Raw genomic sequence first — 19,044 nt, 5'->3', positions numbered from 1 at the left:
CATGCCTAAATCCACTTATGTTATCGATGTAAAAAATCTTAATGAAAGTTTCAATGGAGTTCAGGTGGTCGTTAATGCGTCTTTACAAGTAAAAAAATGGCGAAATCTACGGTTTTTGGACCCTAACAGCAATCGCAAAACCACCAATATTCGGATGTTATGCGGCTTATTAGTAACCGATTCGGGCTCATGTCAATGTTTGGGTTATGATGTTATACTCAATCTTTAGAAATAAAACGGCAATCCGACTACATGACTTAGCGTTCTAGTTTATACAAGGATTTAATCGTCGCAGAAACTTTGATTTTATCGCGTGATTATATGGCATGAAAAATTAGGCTTAACAGAAAGAAGCCAACAATTAGCAGAAACTTTATAGGGGAGCTGGAAACAATGGCTTCCTCTCTGCTACATTAGTTCATCGGCCAAAATGCTATTGCTCGACGAACCAACGGCAGGCATTGATCCGAAAGCCCAATGTGAATTTGGGATCAAATTCATCTTTTAGCTAGGAAGGGAATACCACCCCTGTTGGTACTCATTGTATTGACGAGGCGGGGAGAGCGTTGCACCCATCTCGCTTATATCGCGTACGGGCACATCCTCTCGCAAGAAACCGAACAATCCATCACTGAGGACTTGCGTCTAACGACTTGGAAAGTTTCCGGTAGCCATTTAATCAAATTCAAATTAACGGGAAAATTAAAATTGTCCGACGTGGAACTCGTCACCGCTTTCGAAAACGCTGTACACGCCAGTAGTAGAGAAACTAACGTTTAGAAAAAAAATATTGCGCCATTTAAAACTCCCACTTATCGTTGGGAAAAAATCTCTCCTATCTTTGAGGATGTTTTTATCGCACTCGTCAGTAAAAAGGAGCCCGTGAGTGAACATACTATTTTTCGTGGAATCGCTGTGTAGCCGTCGCCTTTAAAGAATTCGTACAAATGCGGCACGATCTCGGTTAATTTTTGTGATGATCATTATGCTTTCTTTAATTTAATTAATTTTATTCAGCTTTGATATTAACACAAATCCGAAATACTTACCCATCACCTTAATTTCATCTGATCACAGCGATTTTACTCGAACCTTTATTCAAAGTGTAAAAAATATCGAATATTTTATCATTACCGCTCAACCTAAATTCTTAAAAGAAGCCAACACCTTGCCGGCCAAAGGCGATGTATTATTCATCATTAATATCCCTCCAGATTTTACACGAAATTTAATCCGCGGTTTGCGTCCTTAGATATTAATTAAAGCTAAAGCGGGCGTAAGCGATCCGGTGGCAGTCGTCAGTGCACTTGAAGCTATACCAACGTTAGGAATACTATTTTCAAAACCCTTTTTTTAAAGGAAATCTCAATGATTTGCGCTCGCAACCAGAACCCCTCAAATATAGTTTTACATAGTAAACACAATCCCGAAAATATCACCCAATATAATATTGTTCCAGGGCTTTAGGACATCTTTCTGACCATGACAATGATATTAAATACCAGTTTAGTGATGACTCGCGAATGAGAACGCGGAACAGTAGGCCACACCGGTTCGGCATTTGGAAGTGATGATCGGAAAAATCACCCCGTATTATCATCGGTTACCTTCAAGTTTCTATAATCTTAGTGGTGTCACATTATTTATTTGGCGTGCCTATTGAAGGGAGTATTGCTTTATTGCTCATTAGCGCACTGCCTTTTATTGCCGCCAATTTATCCGTGGAACTAACTTTTTCAAGCATCGCTAAAAATCAATTGCAAGCCGTGCAGTCAGCATTCTTCTTCTTTTTAGGTTCGATTTTACTCTCTGGTTTCATTTTCCCTTTTGCTGGGATGCCACAATGGGCTCGATGGTTAGAAGAAGTATTGCCCTTGACAAATTTTTTTGCGAATCACCAGTGGAATTTTATTAAAGGAAAATTCATGGTATGAAATCCTTCCTGACTTTTAGCCTATTTTTCTTTTCGCCACTATTGCGTTGCTGATCGGCCTTAAGCGATGTCGGCAAACGTTGGATTAGGACTCCTGTTTTGGTTTAAAATTACCGATTTAATTATGAGGAATCCCCATGAACCTGTTATACGCCATCGAAAAATTTTAATTTCTGCCCTCGTCATCTTTACCGTAAGCTTGACTGCTTGTGCTCACAAATCCACGCTGCCGCCTCTATTTTCAGTGCTGCAGGTAACGACGCCTCTCACTCACGCTCGTCAAAAAGCCTTAGCGGCAACCTTGCAAAGTCGGGGCGTTCAAATGATCCAACAAGGCTTTCGGTTACAGCTTATCCTACCCGTAAACCGCTTTTTCGCGACAAAAACGACAACTGTTAAAGAGAAACAGATAGAAACTCTACGTTTAATCGTTTTGTATTTGCATAATTACAAATGAACGCATATCGTTCATTACCCCCCATAAAGGTCTACGCTTTCACCGGCACGGTTCATTCGCGTCGTTACCGCGATTATGAAAGTAAACAATACGCCGAAGTCATCGGGTTTCTTCTCATGGAACCATGGATTTTCTCCTACCCAGTTCAGCCTTGTGAGTTTTGGTGCGAAACAACCCATTGCCAGCTATCGCACACCTGAAAGGAATACCTGCAACCGGCGAGTAATGATTCAAGTGAATTGAGTTAAAAATCTCGACTGCAAGCGACCGAGATTTCTTTCTTTAAACTGATGCGATATGTTACGTTAAGAGGTTTAACAGAGAGGCCTCTTAGAGGTTAGATAAAAAAACGAAATCCGTTCGGAACGCTTTTGTGAGGAGACGGGGCGTATATAGAGCTATTATGCTAAGAAAGCAATTTATGCTGATTTATTGGCCTTTTTCTACTCACTCCCTCCACGCCATTTGCAACACATTTCCAGATTGTTTAGTATCTCGTGTTAAATTTTGGGTAGCTATAATAATAAATATTCGCCCTTCCTGAAGCAAAGGCGCGCAAGATATTAAGTGGCATCACGTAAGCAGAAGCATTGTTTTGTGTTTGCACTTGGATGTGATTGGCTTGCAAATATTGCGCCCCCAAAATGGCGTTGGTGGCTAAACGGGCATAAAGCGTTTTACCCACAACCCGCCACCAAATAAAGACTTCCGTTGCCTCGGCTATCTATCGATAAGGTGCTGCTATCGGGCCGGCCCAAGCTAATAAATGTAATTCTGACCCCGCTGCACAATGTTATTCACTTTCATTTGCCTTTTAATTGAATGTTTCCCCAACCCAAGGAAAGAATTGACAATCTAGAGCTATGCAATCGGTCAGCTCTCACGTTAGTAGGGCCATTAACCACTAAGCGCGTCAACGTTGGCATTGTTACCGTAACCACGGGTCGTTTTTGAATAGGAGGCATCCAAGGCCGACCGAATATACAGCGTATGATGGATAATGCGAGCTCGCAAAGGTTCCAAATGATGAGAGGTTACCGGTTAAATTTTAATTCGACTTCCTTTTTTAAGAACGCGGTTAAAAAACCTTCCACATTAACCCAACTCACTGATACGTTTTTGGGTGTATATTCCGGCCCGCCTGCATAAGCGAGCGACATGAATAAGAAAGGAAGAGAAAGCGCGAACTAACGAAGAGGACTCATTAAATATCTCCTAGCCTAAGTGCTTTTTATTGGGGTAAATTTTCTATTATGGAACATTTGTGCAACATATGCCAGGCACTTTTTGATTAACCTCGGGGAGAAGTTTCTCTATATCAAAAAGGCCTCTGTCAAAACAGCCGATACTTGCTGTAAAGCCTGACAACGGTGGCTAATGACTTTTTTCCTGGGGGTTTAGTTCGGCGGCGATGCGCTGATAGGAAGGCATATAAAAAATGGGGTTGTAACCAAATCCATTTTTGCCTCGCGGCTCACACGTGATCTCCCCCTCCCAAACGCCATGACAAATAAGTGGTGCTGGATCATTTTCGTTTTCCATTAACGCAATAACACAATGAAAAGACGCGCTACGATCCGAGTCATCCGCCGCTTCCAATGCCTCCAGTATTTTTTGAATCCACTCAGCATCGGTTGTGTTTTTTGCCGGCGTATCGCGATGAAAAAACACCTGGTGCGGAATTTAAAGCGGCGACCGTTAAACCCGAATCATCCGCCAAAGCTGGAAGCCCAGTTTGTTTGGCTGCATGACGCGCTTTAATAATGGCATTTTCAATAAACGTCGAGCTCGTTCCTTCAATATCAGGAACTGAAAACTCCGTTTGAGGAATAAATTTTATTTTCAAATCCCGCAATAATTCTTATATTTTGGCAAGCTTGTTATGGTTTTGACTGGCTAAAACAATTTCTAGCATCTTAACACTTTACAAGATAAGCTTTGGCCAAACGAGCTATAAAGCGAGAGAAGATTTTAGAAATGAAAAATAGTAAAAAATAGGGGCTTTATTGATTAATCTGGGCACGCCGGATGAACCATCCGTGCCAGCGGTGCGTCGATATTTAAGGTATTTTTCAGACCCGAAAGTCATCGACGTCCCTTCTCTAGTGCGCTGGGTCATCGTTCATTTGTATATTTTACCCTTCCACCCGAAACGTTCGGGTAGACTGTACCAAAAAATTTGGATGCTGGAGGGTTCTCCGTTATTAGTTTATAGCGCAATGCTTCGTGAGCACGCGGAAGAAGCTTTAAGCGATGATTTTTGTGGCTCTTGGCATGCGTTATGGTAAACCCTCGATTGAGATAGGAGATAGCACTTAAAAAATTGCAAGAAGCACATGTCACCAGCTAATTGTATTGCCATTGTTTCCACAATACTCCACTTCAACAACAGAGTCAGCTTTAGAAGAAGTTTGCGAAAAAAATTCATTTAAAGAAATGACGGTAATCGATCGTTTTTTGAAGAACCTCATTATATCGACAGCATGACCACTTTAATTCATGAAAATTTAAATGAATTTCAAGCGAATTATTTTTTATTTAGTTATCGTGGCTTACCCGATTTGAATAAACTTTTTGAGTCGATAGAAATCGCCATTCCTGATTATAGGAGAAGTCATATTATAGTCATCCAAAAAGCCGGTAACATTATCAAATGCGAGTACTATGAACGCGGGACGTCACGTTCCTTAAGGTCAAACTTAGAAAACGCATTGACAGAATATCGATTTTCTAAAACCACTCACGAATCAGAAATGACAAAAGATTTTCCATCTGCTCATTACCGCCGAAAGCTAATCCTTTGCAATGTCGCGACCTGTTTTTCGCAATGTTTGATTCAAATAACGAAACCACTTCTTCTTGAAAAATTTATTATCGGCATTCTTCTTTCTCGCTCATTGATTTATCCGTTATAAATGCAAGAACGAGAAGAACTCAAAAACGCAAAGCAATCGCGTTTGAAGAAAAAATGACATGGAAGAAGGTGGGAAAACGATTGTGAATTGGCAGAATCGTGTCTTCAAGACACAACAGTGTCATTAGGGAATAAAACTAATCACCATCCATAATATGGAAATGCTGCGCGATTTAATCCGAAAAAATCGAACTGAATTAGAGTTATTGCCTGCTAACGTCCACCACTTATCTACCCTAATATCAGCTTATTAACAGTTAAGAAATGGACAGATAAAGATTTTGAATGGGTAATATCACGAACTATTTTAGTGGCTGGACGACTGTGTAGCCGATGGAACAGAGAGAATGAAGAAAAATTTTTTCACATTATCTTTAATTTTAATGTAACTCTACAGGAAAAATAGCAACGTCAAAAATCATGGTGGCGTCCTTCATTATAGAAAGAACAGATTTTTGAAAACGATCGCTCGTTTTTTTTAAATTTAATCATTTGGTAATTGATATCTTAAAGAATACAATAGCGTCTAAGAAAATTTTTTGATTCTCTAAAACAAAAATGTTAACTCACTTATTGGAGTTCAATGAAATTACCTCCTCATGGAATAAGTACGAAAAATCTCTAGACTGACGATTATTAAAAAAGTTAATTTTACAATGGAAAGAAAAAAATGGAAGCATACTTTATTCTAATCATATAAAAGAAAATATAAAATCTATTCTAGAACGTTCTTGCGAACTCGGTCTGGAAGGAATTATTTCCAAAAATCGACGCTGCTTTTGATCAATGAAGAAGCTCTAGTTGAATAAAGCTCAAGTACAAACGATAACAAGAATTCGTGATTCGTGGATATACAAAACCTCTGGGATATTAATTCTATTGTGACGCTTTATTATTAGTTTATTATAAAAATAAAAATTGATTTATTACGGGAGAGTTGGCACCGGGTTTAGCAGTCTATCGTTAAAAGACATTTACGAAAAATTAATAAAGTTCGATAAAAGCCACCACCTTTTCTGAGTTACCTCCTTTTGAGATAAAAGCAGGTAATCATTGGGTAAAACCCGAATTAGTGGATTAGATTGAATTCGCTGAATGGACGAAAGAGAAAAGTTTGAGGCAGCTAGTTTTAAAGGTTTGAATAAAGACAAGGAAGCTAAAGCGGTTAAATTATAACCAGTCAAAAAAACGAAATTAAAAAATAAGTCTAATAATATTAGATTAACCGATTCTGAAAAAGTTATATATCCCGAAGAGAAAATTACGAAACATCAGTTGGAATATTTTTATAGCGAAATAGCCGATCGCTTACTACCTCACATTGTTAACCGCCCGGTGATGCTGCTTGGCTATCCTAATCTACAAACAAAGAATGTTTTTTCAAAAATACCCTGATCAAAATAACGATGAATTTTTTTATAACGTTGAAATAGAAGAAAAAGAGAGAAAAAATATCTGACGATTCATAATGAAAAAGGCTTTCTTGTATTAGTTCAAATGGGCATCTTGGAAATTCACCTCTGGGGCAGCAGCGACTTTCATCCGGTGGTCAGTTGGAAAACTGTGATTAATTGCGCGACTGATTTTTTTGAAGTATTGAAGACTTTTGGTTTGCGAAGTTTTTTTAAGATTTCTAGAGGAAAGGGTTCAGGTATACGTTCCTATTTAGTCGCAATTGGATTGTGAGAAACTGCATGAATTCGCGCAGAAGTTAGCTAAATTAATTGTCTAGGTTAATCCATATCTCTATACAGCTGAATTGAGTAAAGGAAAACGGCTCAATAATATTTATCGATTATATTCGAAATAACCGAGGCGACACCTGTTTGGTGCCTTATAGAACATCTGTGAAAAAACATGTCCCTGTTTCCTGGGATGAATTTTCAGCGATCAAATCTCCTACCAAATTTACAATAAAAAACATATTTCATCGCTTAAACGGATTAAACTAAGATCCTTAGGAGGAGTTTTTCGACATAAAGTAATAAATCATTTCCTCTATGTGGAAATTTTTTAGTTAATTTTATGTGATGCAAGTTTTTTTCTGCGTCACCTCCCCGACCTAATCATCACCCACAAGTCATAGATACTTTAGACTTCATCATTTTTGCGAAGGCGGGGACGACGATAATTTTTAAAAATTAAGACTAATGAAAAAAAAACCTAGAACGGATTTTAAATTTTTTTAGTCTTTAGCACTTGTTGATAAGAGTAATGGCTCCCCACTCGGCCCCTTTTTTATTTTGTTTTTTCCAAATGCTAAAGGTGTTATCTTCCGATACTATTGTGAATTTCCATAATAACTCTGAATAATATTGAATTAATCTTTCTCTAATAATCTCTAACTGCGATGATGAATTTTCTTCTAACCGTGATAAAACCGATTGGATTATTGCACGATGGTAAGATTCGGACATCCTCTCTAAGAGAAAGCTAGCGCAATGGAAATTATTTTTCAAAAAGGTGCGCCCTACAAATTCTTTATAAAGACGAGAGCTAACGATTTATTCTTTCGGCTTTTCAGAGGTCGTTTGAAATACGAAGCTCAAAATTTTTATATTGCTTGTAAAATAAAGAGAATTTTTTTTCCACTCAATCTCCAGTGAAAAAAAATATATCAATTTCTTCGTTGGTAAAAGGTTTGAGAATTTAGGAAAGTATAATGTGACTGCTTCCCTCACAAGAACTGCGAACCACTTCAGGGTAATTTAGAGCATCTCTTCGCAGTATCTCTGGTATATGTTTTAAAACGTGCATAAAGATTTTCAAACTCCCACTACCACAAACTTCGGTGAGAAGATTGCCGTCGTCGGATTTTATATCTAAGCTTTGATCATGAAATTCATTCTTAGCTAACGCTTCAATTCGTAAGACGGTTGAAAGATTACCACTCGCGCAAGCTTTGTGATTAAAGCACCAAGACTACAATGCACATTTGAGCCCAATCTCCCGTTGTTTAATCCTTCTTTTAAAGTTTCCTCATCGATATACGCAATTAGCTTGTTTAAGTCCCAGATTTTTCGTGCCTCGCAAGCTGTTGCAACGGCGTCCGAAAAAGGAACTAAATGCTTAGAAACATCTTTGCCAAGTTCCCGATTTCCTATTTTCAACAACCGTTCCATGGATTCTAAGTCCTCGCAACAGCTTGCTTGAATTAGGCAGTCATTGATATCGATAGGATTAGGTTTTACTTCTAAAACTTCTCGCAACCACGAGGCTATTTCTTCATGACCATTGGCGAATGCCCACCAATAAACTGGCTCAGCGCTGTCATCATAAGATCCTGGTGAATTGGATTGGGCTTCATTTTATCCTTCCTACCTTATCCGATTTGGGATGAGTCTTGGCTCGTTCCAGAAGACAAAGAGCGCATAAAAATACAAAAGCATCCGGATATTGATAAACTAACTCGGCTGATCGATTTTGGAGAGCGAGAAAATGGGAAGAATTTTTTAATTAATGAGAAATTGCCTCTTCACCCCATTCAGCGTTTTCGAGAATTTGGAGCCATTGTTATTTAAAGTCTTTGCTAATAGTTTGTTTTAGTAACTCAATTAAGTCATCAATTTCAACGGGAAGGTCAAAATTTTCTCTGAGTCTCAAGAGGTACTGGCGACATACCGCTTCGAAAGAAAGTCCATATAAATTACGCATAAAGGTTCTCAAAGTGAGGGACGTGCTAGTACTTTTGTAGCCGTTAACGGCTTATAAAACGTCTTTAATATTTTGCAAATCCCCGTAGTTTTTGATGACTATTTTTTGGTTGGCGCTAAACAAATTAAAAGCTTCCAGTTGTTTACCTTCAATGTGAGTGTCCCATTAACGAAAAAATCAATTTCTTGCTCGGCAGTGGAAACATACTGAGAATCTTTATTTTTATTTTGATAAAAACAATGTTCTCAAAAATCACCCCACGATCTCTAAATCCTACGACGATATTTCGCATACCGATATCGGTAGTATAAACCTTCTTGGGAGAGCAATGTTTCATTCGTTTTTTCAAATCGTGGCACTAACCAAATTAAATAAGTTTCCTTGAATATAGCCAAATAGTGTTTGGCGGTGCCCGGTGATATTTTAAGTATATTGGCTATTTTTTATTGATACTGACTTGTTTTCCAGCACGTTCGATTAGTTAAGACGAATAATTTTAATAATATGCGGGTAACGTATACTGTGATAACCGACGATGTCTTTCATAATAATATCATCGATTAAATTGACTAAATATTCTCGTTCTTCGCGTAATACATATTTAGGCATACCGCCCCCCGTTTTCATATATTCTAACGGATTATTCTATAACTCGTTTTCGGCCTGTTAAATAAGCACTATCATCTTTATAAGACAGAACTGCTGGAAGATGAAAGGACGCACTTCACATTTCCTTTTTCTACAGATATTTTTAAGCTGAATTTGAAAATTGTGAACCTAAGTGATTTCATCAAAAAGCACATAGATTTTCTGTCTAATGGAGACCTTTAATATTTTACTATAACTATCAATTTTTGTTGATCTGGTGGTCATCCATGCTAACGTAGAAACAATGCTGGGGACTACAGCTTGCTTATCAATCAATATAGAGAATCAGACACTTCATGATACGAGCCTATTGATAATTGATATGAGCTTGCCTCTCCCTTTGAAAATCTATATACTCGCAAAAATTGTAACCGTGTTCCGGCGGAGGGGTTTTTTGCGTCAAAAGTCGTCTGGTGATTTGGCGACACGCTATGCTCGCGGTATCGCCTACCGGTTTGTTAGACTGCAAGCGTTGGTGGTTGTCATCATTGCGGCGGGTTGGTGGATTAGCGGTGCAACGGAGGTGTTGTCTGCGTTGTTGGGCGGCGCAGCTTGTGTCATCCCCAGTTTCTATTTTGCCCGCCGTTTGTTTGCGACTACGAGCCCACGAGCGGTTAAGCGGATTTTAGTGGCTTTCTATCTTGGAAAGTTGATTAACTTGGCGTTAAGCGCCGGATTGGTAGTGCTTATTGTGCTTTTTATTCCGGTTGCTATTGTGCCGTTTATTGTAGGGTTTGTGGGGGCCCAGTTTGGATTTTGGCTCGCACCGCTACTGATTAAATTTAGATAGGGTGTAGATGTACGTACAGCCAAAATTAACATCAGCCGAATATGTTCAGCACCACATGTCCCATTGGAAGCTGAACCTGCATAACTTTGCTTTCACCGATGGCGGCTTTTGGACTCTTAATTTGGATACCCTCATTATTTCTGTTGTTCTGGGCACCTTATTTATCCTCATTTTTTATACAGTAGCGCGGCGTGCTACAGCTAGCGTTCCTGGAAAATGGCAAAATGCGATTGAAATGGCCGTAGAAGCGGTGGATGGCACGGTGAAAGATTCTTTTCATGGCGATCGCAGTTTAGTAGCCCCACTCGCGCTGACTATTTTTATTTGGGTTTTCTTGATGAATTTTATGGATCTAGTGCCGGTGGACCTTATTCCTCGTTTATTTCATATGGGCGGAGTTGAGAATTTTAAGGCCGTCCCTACGGCTGATCCGACTTTAACTTTTGCGATGTCCATTACTGTTTTCGTTCTCGTCATTTTTTATAACTTCAAGATGAAAGGCGCTATTGGGCTGTGGAAAGAAGTATTGATTAGGCCCTTTGGTTGGTATCTTATGCCTATTAACGTTGTCTTCCGATTGATTGATGAAGGGGTTAAGCCCATTTCGTTAGCGCTGCGGCTTTTTGGCAATCTTTTTGCGGGAGAATTAATTTTCATCCTAATCGCCTTGTTGCCGTGGTGGAGTCAGTTTACATTAGGCATGGTTTGGACACTCTTCCACTTATTAGTGATAACAGTTCAAGCGTTTATTTTTATGATGCTGACGGTTGTCTACATCAGCCTCGCAGCAGAATTCCATTAATGTAAGAAGGAGAAATTATGAATGTCGCTCAATTAATTGCAAGTGTGCAAGGCCTCTCAGCAATCGCTGCCGGTTTATTTATCGGGCTCGCTGCGATGGGAACCGCTATTGGTTTCGGAATGTTAGGCGGTAAGTTCCTCGAAGGAGTGGCTCGCCAACCCGAATTATCTAGTATGTTAATGATTCGTATGTTTTTAATGGCCGGTTTGGTTGACGCTTTTGCCGCTATTTCGCTAGTAATGGGATTGATTTTAATTTTTGCCCGGAATCCATTTTTAAATGCTGTTGTTGAAGCGGTCACGCGAGCAGCAGGCCATTGATAGCACCTTCTACCCGCGTCGGGGGCGGGGAGACCCAACGGACAAAGCGCGCCTGTATTCCCGTCTGTGCTACTTGGGCGAGGGTCACAGCGGCACGCGGGAGAGATAACAATGGTAAATAATAAGAGGTAACGATTGTGGATATTAACTCATCGCTCATTGTACAAATGCTGGTATTCGTTGTTTTTATCGGCTTGACGATGAAATTCATTTGGCCGCCCTTGAGGAAAGCATTGGAAGCGCGACGTAAAAATATCGCTGATGGGTTAGCAGCCGCTGAAGAAGGCCGTAAAGAACTCGAGCTTTCGGAAATTAAATCCAAAGAACAATTAACGGAAGCAAAAACACAGGCCGCCCATATTATCGAACAAGCCAATCAGCGCGCCAATCACATTATCGAAGAAGCGAAAAATAAAGCGCGAGAAGAAGGCGCTCATCTTATACAACTTGCCAAAAATGAAATTGAGCAAGAATACAACGCTGCAAAAACTGAATTATTGAAGCAAATTTCAACTATTGCCGTGGCAGGCGCACAAAAAATTTTACAGCGCGAAGTGGATAAGGCCAGTAACGACCGTTTAGTTGATGAACTAGTGAGTGAAATTTAATGGCACTGCATTTAACACTAGCAAGACCTTACGCAAAAGCAGCCTTTGCGGATGGCCAAAAGGCCAATCAGCTAGAGGTATGGCTAGATGTATTCATTGCTTTTTCTAAAATTATTAAAAATAAAGAAGTGGCTCGCCAGATTATTAACCCGAAATTTTCGGATAAAGAAATAAAAACTTTATTATCTGATCTCATTCAAACCATCGAACCGGAATCAACAAAACAATTGAAAGATAAAATAGATCACTTTCTTCAATTGCTCATTGATGAAAAAAGATTAATGATTTTGCCGGACATTGCTTTGGCGTACCAGCAGTTATTGAATAAATACCAAGGTATAATCGAAGCTTCTGTCACTTATGTTTTTCCATTAAACGACGAACACCGCCAACAAATACAAAAGCAATTGGAAAAGCGATTTAATACCGAAGTTAAATTAAAAATGATAAAGGACGAATCTTTGCTCGGCGGTGTTATTATTCGCGCCGGCAATTGGGTAATGGATGGTTCTATCAAAGGCAAACTAACCCGGTTGGTGGAAAATTTAAAGGGGTAATAAGTTTATGAGCACGCAATTACGAGCAGCCGAAATTAGCGACATTATTGAATCCCGCATCGAAAAATTCGGAATTAAAGCCGAAGAGCGTACGGAAGGAACAATTCTTAATGTTAAGGATGGGATTGTCCGTGTTTATGGACTGCGCGATGTTATGTTTGGAGAAATGGTCGAATTTCCTGAAAACACTTATGGACTTGCCTTTAATCTTGAGCGCGATTACGTCGGCGCAGTCGTGATGGGGCCTTATGGACATTTAGAAGAAGGTATGACAGTGCGATGCACGGGGCGAATCCTTGAAGTTCCCGTGGGAGAAGCCCTTCTGGGGCGAGTAGTGGATGGATTGGGTAAACCCATTGATGGCAAAGGACCTATTGATACTTCTGAAACTTCCCCGATAGAGAAAGTGGCGCCCGGCGTCATCACTCGAAAATCCGTGGACACCTCTTTACCGACCGGTCTTAAATCAATCGATGCCATGGTGCCGATCGGTCGAGGGCAGCGTGAATTAATTATCGGCGATCGCCAAACCGGAAAGACCGCTATTGCTATCGATACGATCATCGATCAAAAACACACTGGCGTGAAATGTATTTACGTCGCTATTGGACAAAAACAATCGTCGGTAGCGGCTGTCGTGCGAAAATTAGAAGAACATGGGGCTATGGAACACACCATTGTTGTTAATGCGAGCGCCTCTGAAGCGGCTGCTTTGCAATATTTAGCGCCTTACGCGGGTTGCACAATGGGAGAATATTTTCGCGATCGGGGGCAAGATGCGTTAATTGTTTATGACGATCTTACCAAACAAGCGTGGGCCTATCGTCAAATTTCTCTCTTGTTGAGACGCCCCCCTGGTCGTGAAGCTTACCCAGGGGATATTTTTTATTTGCATTCGCGCTTATTGGAGCGCGCTGCCCATGTGAACGAAGCGTATATCAAACAGTTTACTAAAGGAAAAGTAACTGGAAAAACAGGCTCATTAACCGCATTGCCTATTATCGAAACTCAAGCAGGTGACGTTTCGGCCTTTATCCCAACAAACGTAATTTCCATTACCGACGGTCAAATTTATCTTGACGTTAATTTATTTAACGCGGGTATTCGCCCTGCCGTCAATGCAGGTTTGTCTGTCTCACGGGTGGGAGGCGCGGCTCAAACTAAAATTATTAAAAAACTAATCGGTGGATTGCGAATTGCATTAGCGCAGTACCGCGAATTAGAAGCGTTCTCCCAATTTGCTTCCGATTTAGACGAGGCCACTCGCAAACAATTAGAACACGGTCAACGCGTGATGGAGATTTTAAAACAGCCCCAATACCAGCCATTAAGTGTAGCCGAAATGGCAATTATTTGGTACGTGGTCAATAACAGTTATCTCGATCAAGTGGAGCTTAAGAAAGTCGTTGATTTTGAAAGATCGCTATTAAGCTTCCTTCACGATCAACACCAAGATCTCTTAGACGAAATTAATAAAAATCCGAATTATTCCGAAAAAATAATAGAAAAAATTAAAGCGGTTATAGAGGAGTTTGTAAAAACTCAGAGTTACTAAATTGTCATTCCACGTAAGCGAGGATTCAGCGCACGAAATGCGCAGCGCGCAAGGCGCGCCTGGATTCTTCCCTATGCCGAGATGATCTGAGAAAAGCGATGCCCAAAGCACGAGAAATACGAACGAAAATTGCAAGCATTAAAAATACGCAAAAAATAACGCGTGCGATGGAGCTTGTCGCCGCGAGTAAAATGCGAAAAGCACAGGATCGTATGGCGATGTCTCGTCCTTATGCCAGCAAAATCCGCAAAGTAATTAGTCACATTGCCGCCAGTCATTCAGAATATCCTCACCCCTATTTGCAACAACGCGAAAATATCAAGCGCGTAGGTTATATCATCGTTACCACCGATCGAGGTTTATGTGGCGGATTAAACGTTAATTTATTTCGTACCGCCATTGCCGATATGACAAAATGGCAGGCCGACAATATCGGCGTGGACCTCTGCGTCATTGGTCGAAAAGGGGAAGCATTTTTCCGCCGTTATAAGGGAAACGTTTTGACTGTAGCGAATCATCTGGGGGATGCTCCGGAAGTCCAAGATATCATTGGTATTGTAAAAGTAATGTTGGATCAATATGACAAACAAAAAATCGATGCTATTTATATTGCCAATAACGAATTTGTGAATACGATGCTGCAAAAGCCGCTGGCCCGACAGCTATTACCACTAAAAACTGATGAAGAAGAAGTCAAAGGCGGTTATTGGGATTACATTTATGAACCTGATGAATCTAAATATTTGTTAGAGATATTATTGGTTCGCTATATCGAATCGCAAGTTTACCAAGCCGTGATTGAAAATATTGCGTGTGAACAAAGCGCTCGAATGGTGGCCATGAAAAATGCAACAGAAAATGCTGGGCAATTAATCGATGAGTTATGGCTCATCTATAACAAAGCGCGCCAAGCAGGTATCACGCAAGAAATTGCAGAAATTGTAGCCGGAGCGGCGGCGGTAGAGTGAGTCATAAATATTAAAGATAACTATTCAGGCACCTAACGTAAAAGGCCAAAAAATGGTCGTTTCTATCTATAGGCTGAATAGTTACAATAAAAGAGGTAACAGAATGGCAACAGAAAAACCAGGTATAACCATTGAAATTATTGGCGCTGTCGTTGATGTTGAATTTCCCCGTCATGCTGTCCCGAAAGTATACGATGCTTTGCAGGTGGATGAAAATAATTTAACGCTCGAAGTCCAACAGCAACTTGGGGACGGTGTTGTGCGCACAATTGCCATGGGCAACACTGAGGGCTTAAAACGCGATATCGCCGTAAAAAATACGGAAAAATCGATTGAAGTTCCAGTAGGAAAAGAAACCTTAGGGCGCATCATGAATGTGCTGGGTGAGCCGATCGATGAGCTAGGTCCCATCAATTCAAAAGAAAAACTCCCTATTCATCGACCAGCACCCAGCTTTATTGAGCAATCTGGCGCCACTGAATTATTAGAAACCGGTATTAAAGTGGTCGATTTGCTTTGTCCCTTTGCTAAGGGAGGTAAAGTTGGTCTTTTCGGAGGCGCGGGCGTTGGAAAAACGGTTAATATGATGGAATTAATCCGTAATATCGCCATTGAACACAGTGGTTATTCTGTTTTTGCAGGAGTGGGAGAAAGAACGCGAGAAGGTAATGATTTTTATCATGAAATGAAAGAATCTAATGTCTTGGATAAAGTGGCATTAGTGTATGGACAAATGAACGAACCGCCAGGGAACCGTTTGCGGGTAGGCTTAACGGGACTTACGTTAGCTGAGGCCTTCCGCGACGAAGGACGCGACGTTCTATTGTTTATCGATAATATTTTCCGTTACACTTTGGCAGGGGTTGAAGTCTCTGCCCTTCTCGGTCGAATGCCATCGGCTGTGGGCTATCAACCGACATTGGCCGAAGAGATGGGGGCCCTGCAAGAACGCATTACTTCCACTAAAAAAGGGTCCATTACTTCGATCCAAGCTGTTTATGTTCCCGCTGACGATTTAACTGATCCATCGCCAGCAACCACTTTCGCGCATTTGGATGCAACAGTCGTGCTCTCGCGGCAAATTGCCGAACGGGGAATTTATCCAGCCATTGATCCGTTGGATTCCACCAGCCGCCAGCTTGATCCATTAATCATTGGTGAAGAACATTATCGAGTGGCTCGAGGCGTTCAAGAGATCTTGCAGCGATACGAAGAATTAAAAGATATCATTGCCATTCTTGGAATGGATGAATTATCCGAAGACGATAAACGAGCCGTCCGACGCGCGCGCAAGATCCAACGCTTTTTATCGCAACCTTTTTTTGTGGCTGAAGTGTTTACCGGGGCTCCAGGTAAATATGTTTCGTTGCAAGATACGATTTGCGCTTTTAAAGGGATCATCAATGGCGAATACGATGAGCTGCCCGAGCAAGCTTTTTACATGGTAGGCTCAATCGAAGAAGCCATTGAGAAAGCGAAATCGCTATAACTATAATATAAAACCGTCCTGACGACAGCGTAGTCCGTATGGAGCGAAACGGAATACGGGAAATTAAAGATTTTTCAATTAAAAACCCGTATTCCGTTTCGCTCCATACGGACTACAAAAAGTTTTCAAGAAGACTATGACTAAAAAAATGCAATTAGAAATTATTTCCGCCGAAGCCGCTATTTTCAGCGGCGAAGTGGAGATGATTGTCGTCACAGCGAGCATGGGTGAATTGGGTATCTACCCAGGCCATCGCCAATTATTAACTTCTTTGAAACCAGGACAAATTAAAGCTATTTTAGAAGGTGGCAAGGAAGAAGTGTTTTATATATCAGGCGGCATGTTGGAAGTTCAGCCAGAAATTGTCACCATTTTGGCGGACACCGCGTTGCATGCGGTCGATCTTGACGAAGCAGCCGCTATTTCCGCTAAAGAAGAAGCCGAACGGCAGCTCACCAAACAGAAAGCGGGGATTGAATATTCAAAAGCCATGACAGAACTGGCTGAAGCCGCCGCTCAGTTACGCGCGATTCAAATGATACGTAAAAGTGCCAAAAAGCATTAGCAAAAAAAGAGAATTAAAATGGGATTGAGCGTCATTATTCTTGCAGCCGGCCAAGGGAAGCGAATGGCTTCCAACACTCCCAAAATATTGCACCCATTGGGGGGAATTCCTCTTCTAGAACGTGTGGTCAACACGGCCAAATTATTAAATCCTCACATTATTCACGTGGTCTACGGTAACGGTGGAAGTAATGTGCGCGAAAAGCTTAATTATTTGCCAGCGCACTGGATTCAACAAAGCCAGCAACTCGGAACCGGTCATGCCGTTTTGCAAGCAATCCCCTTCTGTCAAAACGAAGATCGAGTTTTGATCTTGTATGGTGACGTTCCGTTGATTTCCCCTAAAACGCTCAACAGTTTATTAGAAAACACACCTACCAATGGTTTGGGTGTTGTAGTCGCTGAATTATCTGATCCCACCGGGCTGGGGCGCATTATTCGCGATGACCTTGGAAATATTCTAAGTATTGTCGAACATAAAGACGCCGAGGAGCATCAATTAAAAATTCGTGAAATTAATACGGGAATTATGACAACGACGGTAACGAATTTAAAAAAGTGGTTACCCCAATTAAACAATAATAATTGTCAAAAAGAATACTACTTAACAGACGCGGTTGCGTTGGCCGTAGCTGATGGCTGCCCCGTGGGCGGCGTGCACGCCCAGTGTTGTGAAGAAGTGCAGGGCGTTAATGACCGCTGGGAATTAACAAAATTAGAATGTTACTATCAGCGTTTAATGGCGAAAAAATTGGCGCTGGCTGGGGTTACTATTATTGATCCAGAACGTTTCGATGCTCGTGGGGAAAATATAGAAATTGCCACCGATGTCGTTATCGATGTCAATGTCATCCTCGAGGGGAACGTTCAATTGGATCGAAACGTTCGCATTGGCCCCAATGTTGTTTTAAAAAATACAAGTGTTGGTGAAAATACCGAAATTCACGCCAACAGCGTCATTGAAGAGGCCGTTATCAAGGCCAATTGCAGCGTGGGTCCCTTTGCCAGAATCCGTCCTGGCAGCGTTTTAGAAGAAGGCACCAAAGTGGGTAATTTTGTCGAAATGAAAAAAACCACTTTAGGTAGAGGCAGTAAGGCGAATCATTTAACTTACCTCGGCGATACGATCATCGGTAAAAATGTCAACATCGGCGCAGGCACAATTACTTGCAATTACGATGGTGCTAATAAATGGCAGACCAAAATCGAAGACGGCGCGTTCATCGGCTCCAACGTAGCGTTAGTAGCGCCACTCACCATAGGCGAAAACGCCACCATCGGCGCCGGCTCTACACTCTCCCAAGATGCCCCTCCCGACCAACTCACGGTTGCGCGCGAACGACAACGAACCATCAAAAGTTGGCTCCGCCCAACAAAGAAAGAATAAAGTTGGAAAATCAGACTCTGGCTGTTTTATCTGTATTTTAATCGGGATGCTGGTAGCTGAACTGTTGTAACCATCATCCCATATAAAAACTTCCAAAGTCAGATAGAAAACGCCACTTTTTGTTAGTTTAATTAACGCTAAAATTAAAAATCATTGATCCCAGTCAATACATTCATTTAATCGTTAAAAAGAAATTAACATGAAGAAAACAATAATTGCGTTCTTTTTTGCTTTAATTCTTCTTAGGATAGCCTTTTTGCTTTCAATGCTATAAGAAAAACACCGATGGTGCTTTTCTTAGCCTTTTAGCCATGGATCAACTATGTTTGAATTGCTGTGAGCAAGTTTGAAAACCGGCTAATAAATAGTAATTTTATACACCTTATTCACAGTTTCAC

General features: G+C 40.9%; 17 protein-coding genes and 6 pseudogenes. 18 read left to right on the top strand and 5 right to left on the bottom strand.

Features of this window, described 5'->3' with window-relative positions; genetic code table 11:
* Position 1: 1 nt before the first annotated feature.
* From FIV31_RS01640 to FIV31_RS01625, 4 genes and pseudogenes are all read left to right on the top strand, one after another.
* Positions 2–229 (top strand): P-loop NTPase family protein, encoded by a 228-nt coding sequence (locus tag FIV31_RS01640; protein WP_280123583.1) that lies wholly within the window; start codon positions 2–4, stop codon positions 227–229.
* A 302-nt stretch (positions 230–531) separates the two neighbouring features.
* On the top strand, positions 532–780 hold the full coding sequence (locus tag FIV31_RS01635; protein ID WP_280123582.1) for a hypothetical protein: 249 nt from the start codon (positions 532–534) through the stop codon (positions 778–780).
* 848 nt (positions 781–1,628) lie between these two features.
* A complete protein-coding gene (locus tag FIV31_RS01630; RefSeq protein ID WP_280123581.1) occupies positions 1,629–1,934 on the top strand; it encodes an ABC transporter permease in 306 nt (101 codons plus the stop codon).
* Positions 1,935–2,057: 123 nt separating this feature from the next.
* A pseudogene (locus FIV31_RS01625) lies at positions 2,058–2,633 on the top strand (OmpA family protein).
* A 204-nt stretch (positions 2,634–2,837) separates the two neighbouring features.
* Here the strand turns inward: FIV31_RS01625 and FIV31_RS01620 are convergent.
* Both FIV31_RS01620 and rdgB read right to left on the bottom strand, forming a co-directional pair.
* Positions 2,838–3,550, bottom strand: a pseudogene (locus FIV31_RS01620) (GIN domain-containing protein).
* A 153-nt stretch (positions 3,551–3,703) separates the two neighbouring features.
* A pseudogene (rdgB, locus tag FIV31_RS01615) lies at positions 3,704–4,245 on the bottom strand (RdgB/HAM1 family non-canonical purine NTP pyrophosphatase).
* A gap of 151 nt (positions 4,246–4,396) precedes the next feature.
* Here rdgB and FIV31_RS01610 point away from each other — a divergent pair.
* The 4 genes and pseudogenes from FIV31_RS01610 to ligD all read left to right on the top strand — a co-directional run.
* Positions 4,397–4,678 (top strand): ferrochelatase, encoded by a 282-nt coding sequence (locus tag FIV31_RS01610; protein ID WP_280123580.1) that lies wholly within the window; start codon positions 4,397–4,399, stop codon positions 4,676–4,678.
* Positions 4,679–4,745: 67 nt separating this feature from the next.
* Positions 4,746–4,877 (top strand): hypothetical protein, encoded by a 132-nt coding sequence (locus FIV31_RS01605; RefSeq protein ID WP_341873954.1) that lies wholly within the window; start codon positions 4,746–4,748, stop codon positions 4,875–4,877.
* Positions 4,874–5,305 (top strand): hypothetical protein, encoded by a 432-nt coding sequence (locus FIV31_RS01600; protein ID WP_280123579.1) that lies wholly within the window; start codon positions 4,874–4,876, stop codon positions 5,303–5,305. The genes FIV31_RS01605 and FIV31_RS01600 overlap by 4 nt, the downstream gene beginning before the upstream one ends.
* Positions 5,306–5,934: 629 nt before the next feature.
* Positions 5,935–7,265, top strand: a pseudogene (gene ligD, locus FIV31_RS08165) (non-homologous end-joining DNA ligase LigD); the annotation flags it as partial.
* A 784-nt stretch (positions 7,266–8,049) separates the two neighbouring features.
* Here the strand turns inward: ligD and FIV31_RS01595 are convergent.
* Positions 8,050–8,815, bottom strand: a pseudogene (locus tag FIV31_RS01595) (hypothetical protein); the annotation flags it as partial.
* A 620-nt stretch (positions 8,816–9,435) separates the two neighbouring features.
* Positions 9,436–9,567, bottom strand: coding sequence for a hypothetical protein (locus tag FIV31_RS01590; protein ID WP_280123578.1), 132 nt, complete (start codon positions 9,565–9,567; stop codon positions 9,436–9,438).
* 349 nt (positions 9,568–9,916) lie between these two features.
* Here FIV31_RS01590 and FIV31_RS01585 point away from each other — a divergent pair.
* From FIV31_RS01585 to atpE, 3 genes and pseudogenes are all read left to right on the top strand, one after another.
* Positions 9,917–10,403 (top strand): annotated as a pseudogene (locus FIV31_RS01585) (ATP synthase subunit I).
* Positions 10,404–11,198, top strand: a complete 795-nt coding sequence (gene atpB / locus FIV31_RS01580) for a F0F1 ATP synthase subunit A (protein WP_280123576.1) — start codon at positions 10,404–10,406, stop codon at positions 11,196–11,198.
* A 17-nt stretch (positions 11,199–11,215) separates the two neighbouring features.
* On the top strand, positions 11,216–11,518 hold the full coding sequence (gene atpE, locus FIV31_RS01575; RefSeq protein WP_280123575.1) for a F0F1 ATP synthase subunit C: 303 nt from the start codon (positions 11,216–11,218) through the stop codon (positions 11,516–11,518).
* On the opposite strand, the gene FIV31_RS01570 is transcribed toward atpE, so the two are convergent.
* Positions 11,496–11,729 (bottom strand): hypothetical protein, encoded by a 234-nt coding sequence (locus FIV31_RS01570; RefSeq protein WP_280123590.1) that lies wholly within the window; start codon positions 11,727–11,729, stop codon positions 11,496–11,498. The two genes, atpE and FIV31_RS01570, sit on opposite strands and share 23 nt — an antisense overlap.
* On the opposite strand from FIV31_RS01570, the gene FIV31_RS01565 reads away from it, so the two are divergent.
* From FIV31_RS01565 to glmU, 7 genes are all read left to right on the top strand, one after another.
* The gene (locus FIV31_RS01565) at positions 11,656–12,126 is read left to right on the top strand and encodes a F0F1 ATP synthase subunit B (RefSeq protein WP_280123574.1); all 471 of its coding nucleotides are present in this window, start codon (positions 11,656–11,658) and stop codon (positions 12,124–12,126) included. The genes FIV31_RS01570 and FIV31_RS01565 overlap by 74 nt on opposite strands.
* Positions 12,126–12,683: a F0F1 ATP synthase subunit delta gene (locus FIV31_RS01560; RefSeq protein WP_280123573.1), complete on the top strand. Its 558-nt coding sequence runs from the start codon at positions 12,126–12,128 to the stop codon at positions 12,681–12,683. Before FIV31_RS01565 ends, FIV31_RS01560 begins: the two co-directional genes overlap by 1 nt.
* Positions 12,684–12,690: 7 nt before the next feature.
* The gene (gene atpA / locus FIV31_RS01555) at positions 12,691–14,238 is read left to right on the top strand and encodes a F0F1 ATP synthase subunit alpha (protein ID WP_280123572.1); all 1,548 of its coding nucleotides are present in this window, start codon (positions 12,691–12,693) and stop codon (positions 14,236–14,238) included.
* A 98-nt stretch (positions 14,239–14,336) separates the two neighbouring features.
* Positions 14,337–15,206, top strand: coding sequence for a F0F1 ATP synthase subunit gamma (atpG, locus tag FIV31_RS01550; RefSeq protein ID WP_280123571.1), 870 nt, complete (start codon positions 14,337–14,339; stop codon positions 15,204–15,206).
* A gap of 52 nt (positions 15,207–15,258) precedes the next feature.
* Entirely contained in the window at positions 15,259–16,695 is a 1,437-nt protein-coding gene (gene atpD, locus FIV31_RS01545; protein WP_280123570.1) for a F0F1 ATP synthase subunit beta, read from the top strand.
* Positions 16,696–16,831: 136 nt separating this feature from the next.
* Positions 16,832–17,260, top strand: a complete 429-nt coding sequence (locus FIV31_RS01540) for a F0F1 ATP synthase subunit epsilon (protein ID WP_280123569.1) — start codon at positions 16,832–16,834, stop codon at positions 17,258–17,260.
* 18 nt (positions 17,261–17,278) lie between these two features.
* Positions 17,279–18,646, top strand: a complete 1,368-nt coding sequence (gene glmU, locus FIV31_RS01535; RefSeq protein ID WP_280123568.1) for a bifunctional UDP-N-acetylglucosamine diphosphorylase/glucosamine-1-phosphate N-acetyltransferase GlmU — start codon at positions 17,279–17,281, stop codon at positions 18,644–18,646.
* The last annotated feature ends 398 nt before the right edge of the window (positions 18,647–19,044 follow it).

It is taken from the genome of Coxiella endosymbiont of Ornithodoros amblus, from assembly GCF_019425495.1.
In the GTDB taxonomy this organism is placed as follows: domain Bacteria; phylum Pseudomonadota; class Gammaproteobacteria; order Coxiellales; family Coxiellaceae; genus Coxiella.
This window is presented reverse-complemented; position numbering and strand designations above follow the sequence as displayed.

Coding starts and splice junctions, on each gene's coding strand:
- glmU (WP_280123568.1), top strand. CDS start 17,279: ATGGGATTGAGCGTCATTATTCTTGCAGCCGGCCAAGGGAAGCGAATG.
- FIV31_RS01590 (WP_280123578.1), bottom strand. CDS start 9,567: ATGCCTAAATATGTATTACGCGAAGAACGAGAATATTTAGTCAATTTA.
- FIV31_RS01640 (WP_280123583.1), top strand. CDS start 2: ATGCCTAAATCCACTTATGTTATCGATGTAAAAAATCTTAATGAAAGT.
- atpB (WP_280123576.1), top strand. CDS start 10,404: ATGTACGTACAGCCAAAATTAACATCAGCCGAATATGTTCAGCACCAC.
- FIV31_RS01570 (WP_280123590.1), bottom strand. CDS start 11,729: ATGAATTTCATCGTCAAGCCGATAAAAACAACGAATACCAGCATTTGT.
- FIV31_RS01600 (WP_280123579.1), top strand. CDS start 4,874: ATGACCACTTTAATTCATGAAAATTTAAATGAATTTCAAGCGAATTAT.
- atpE (WP_280123575.1), top strand. CDS start 11,216: ATGAATGTCGCTCAATTAATTGCAAGTGTGCAAGGCCTCTCAGCAATC.
- FIV31_RS01560 (WP_280123573.1), top strand. CDS start 12,126: ATGGCACTGCATTTAACACTAGCAAGACCTTACGCAAAAGCAGCCTTT.
- atpA (WP_280123572.1), top strand. CDS start 12,691: ATGAGCACGCAATTACGAGCAGCCGAAATTAGCGACATTATTGAATCC.
- atpG (WP_280123571.1), top strand. CDS start 14,337: ATGCCCAAAGCACGAGAAATACGAACGAAAATTGCAAGCATTAAAAAT.
- FIV31_RS01540 (WP_280123569.1), top strand. CDS start 16,832: ATGACTAAAAAAATGCAATTAGAAATTATTTCCGCCGAAGCCGCTATT.
- atpD (WP_280123570.1), top strand. CDS start 15,259: ATGGTCGTTTCTATCTATAGGCTGAATAGTTACAATAAAAGAGGTAAC.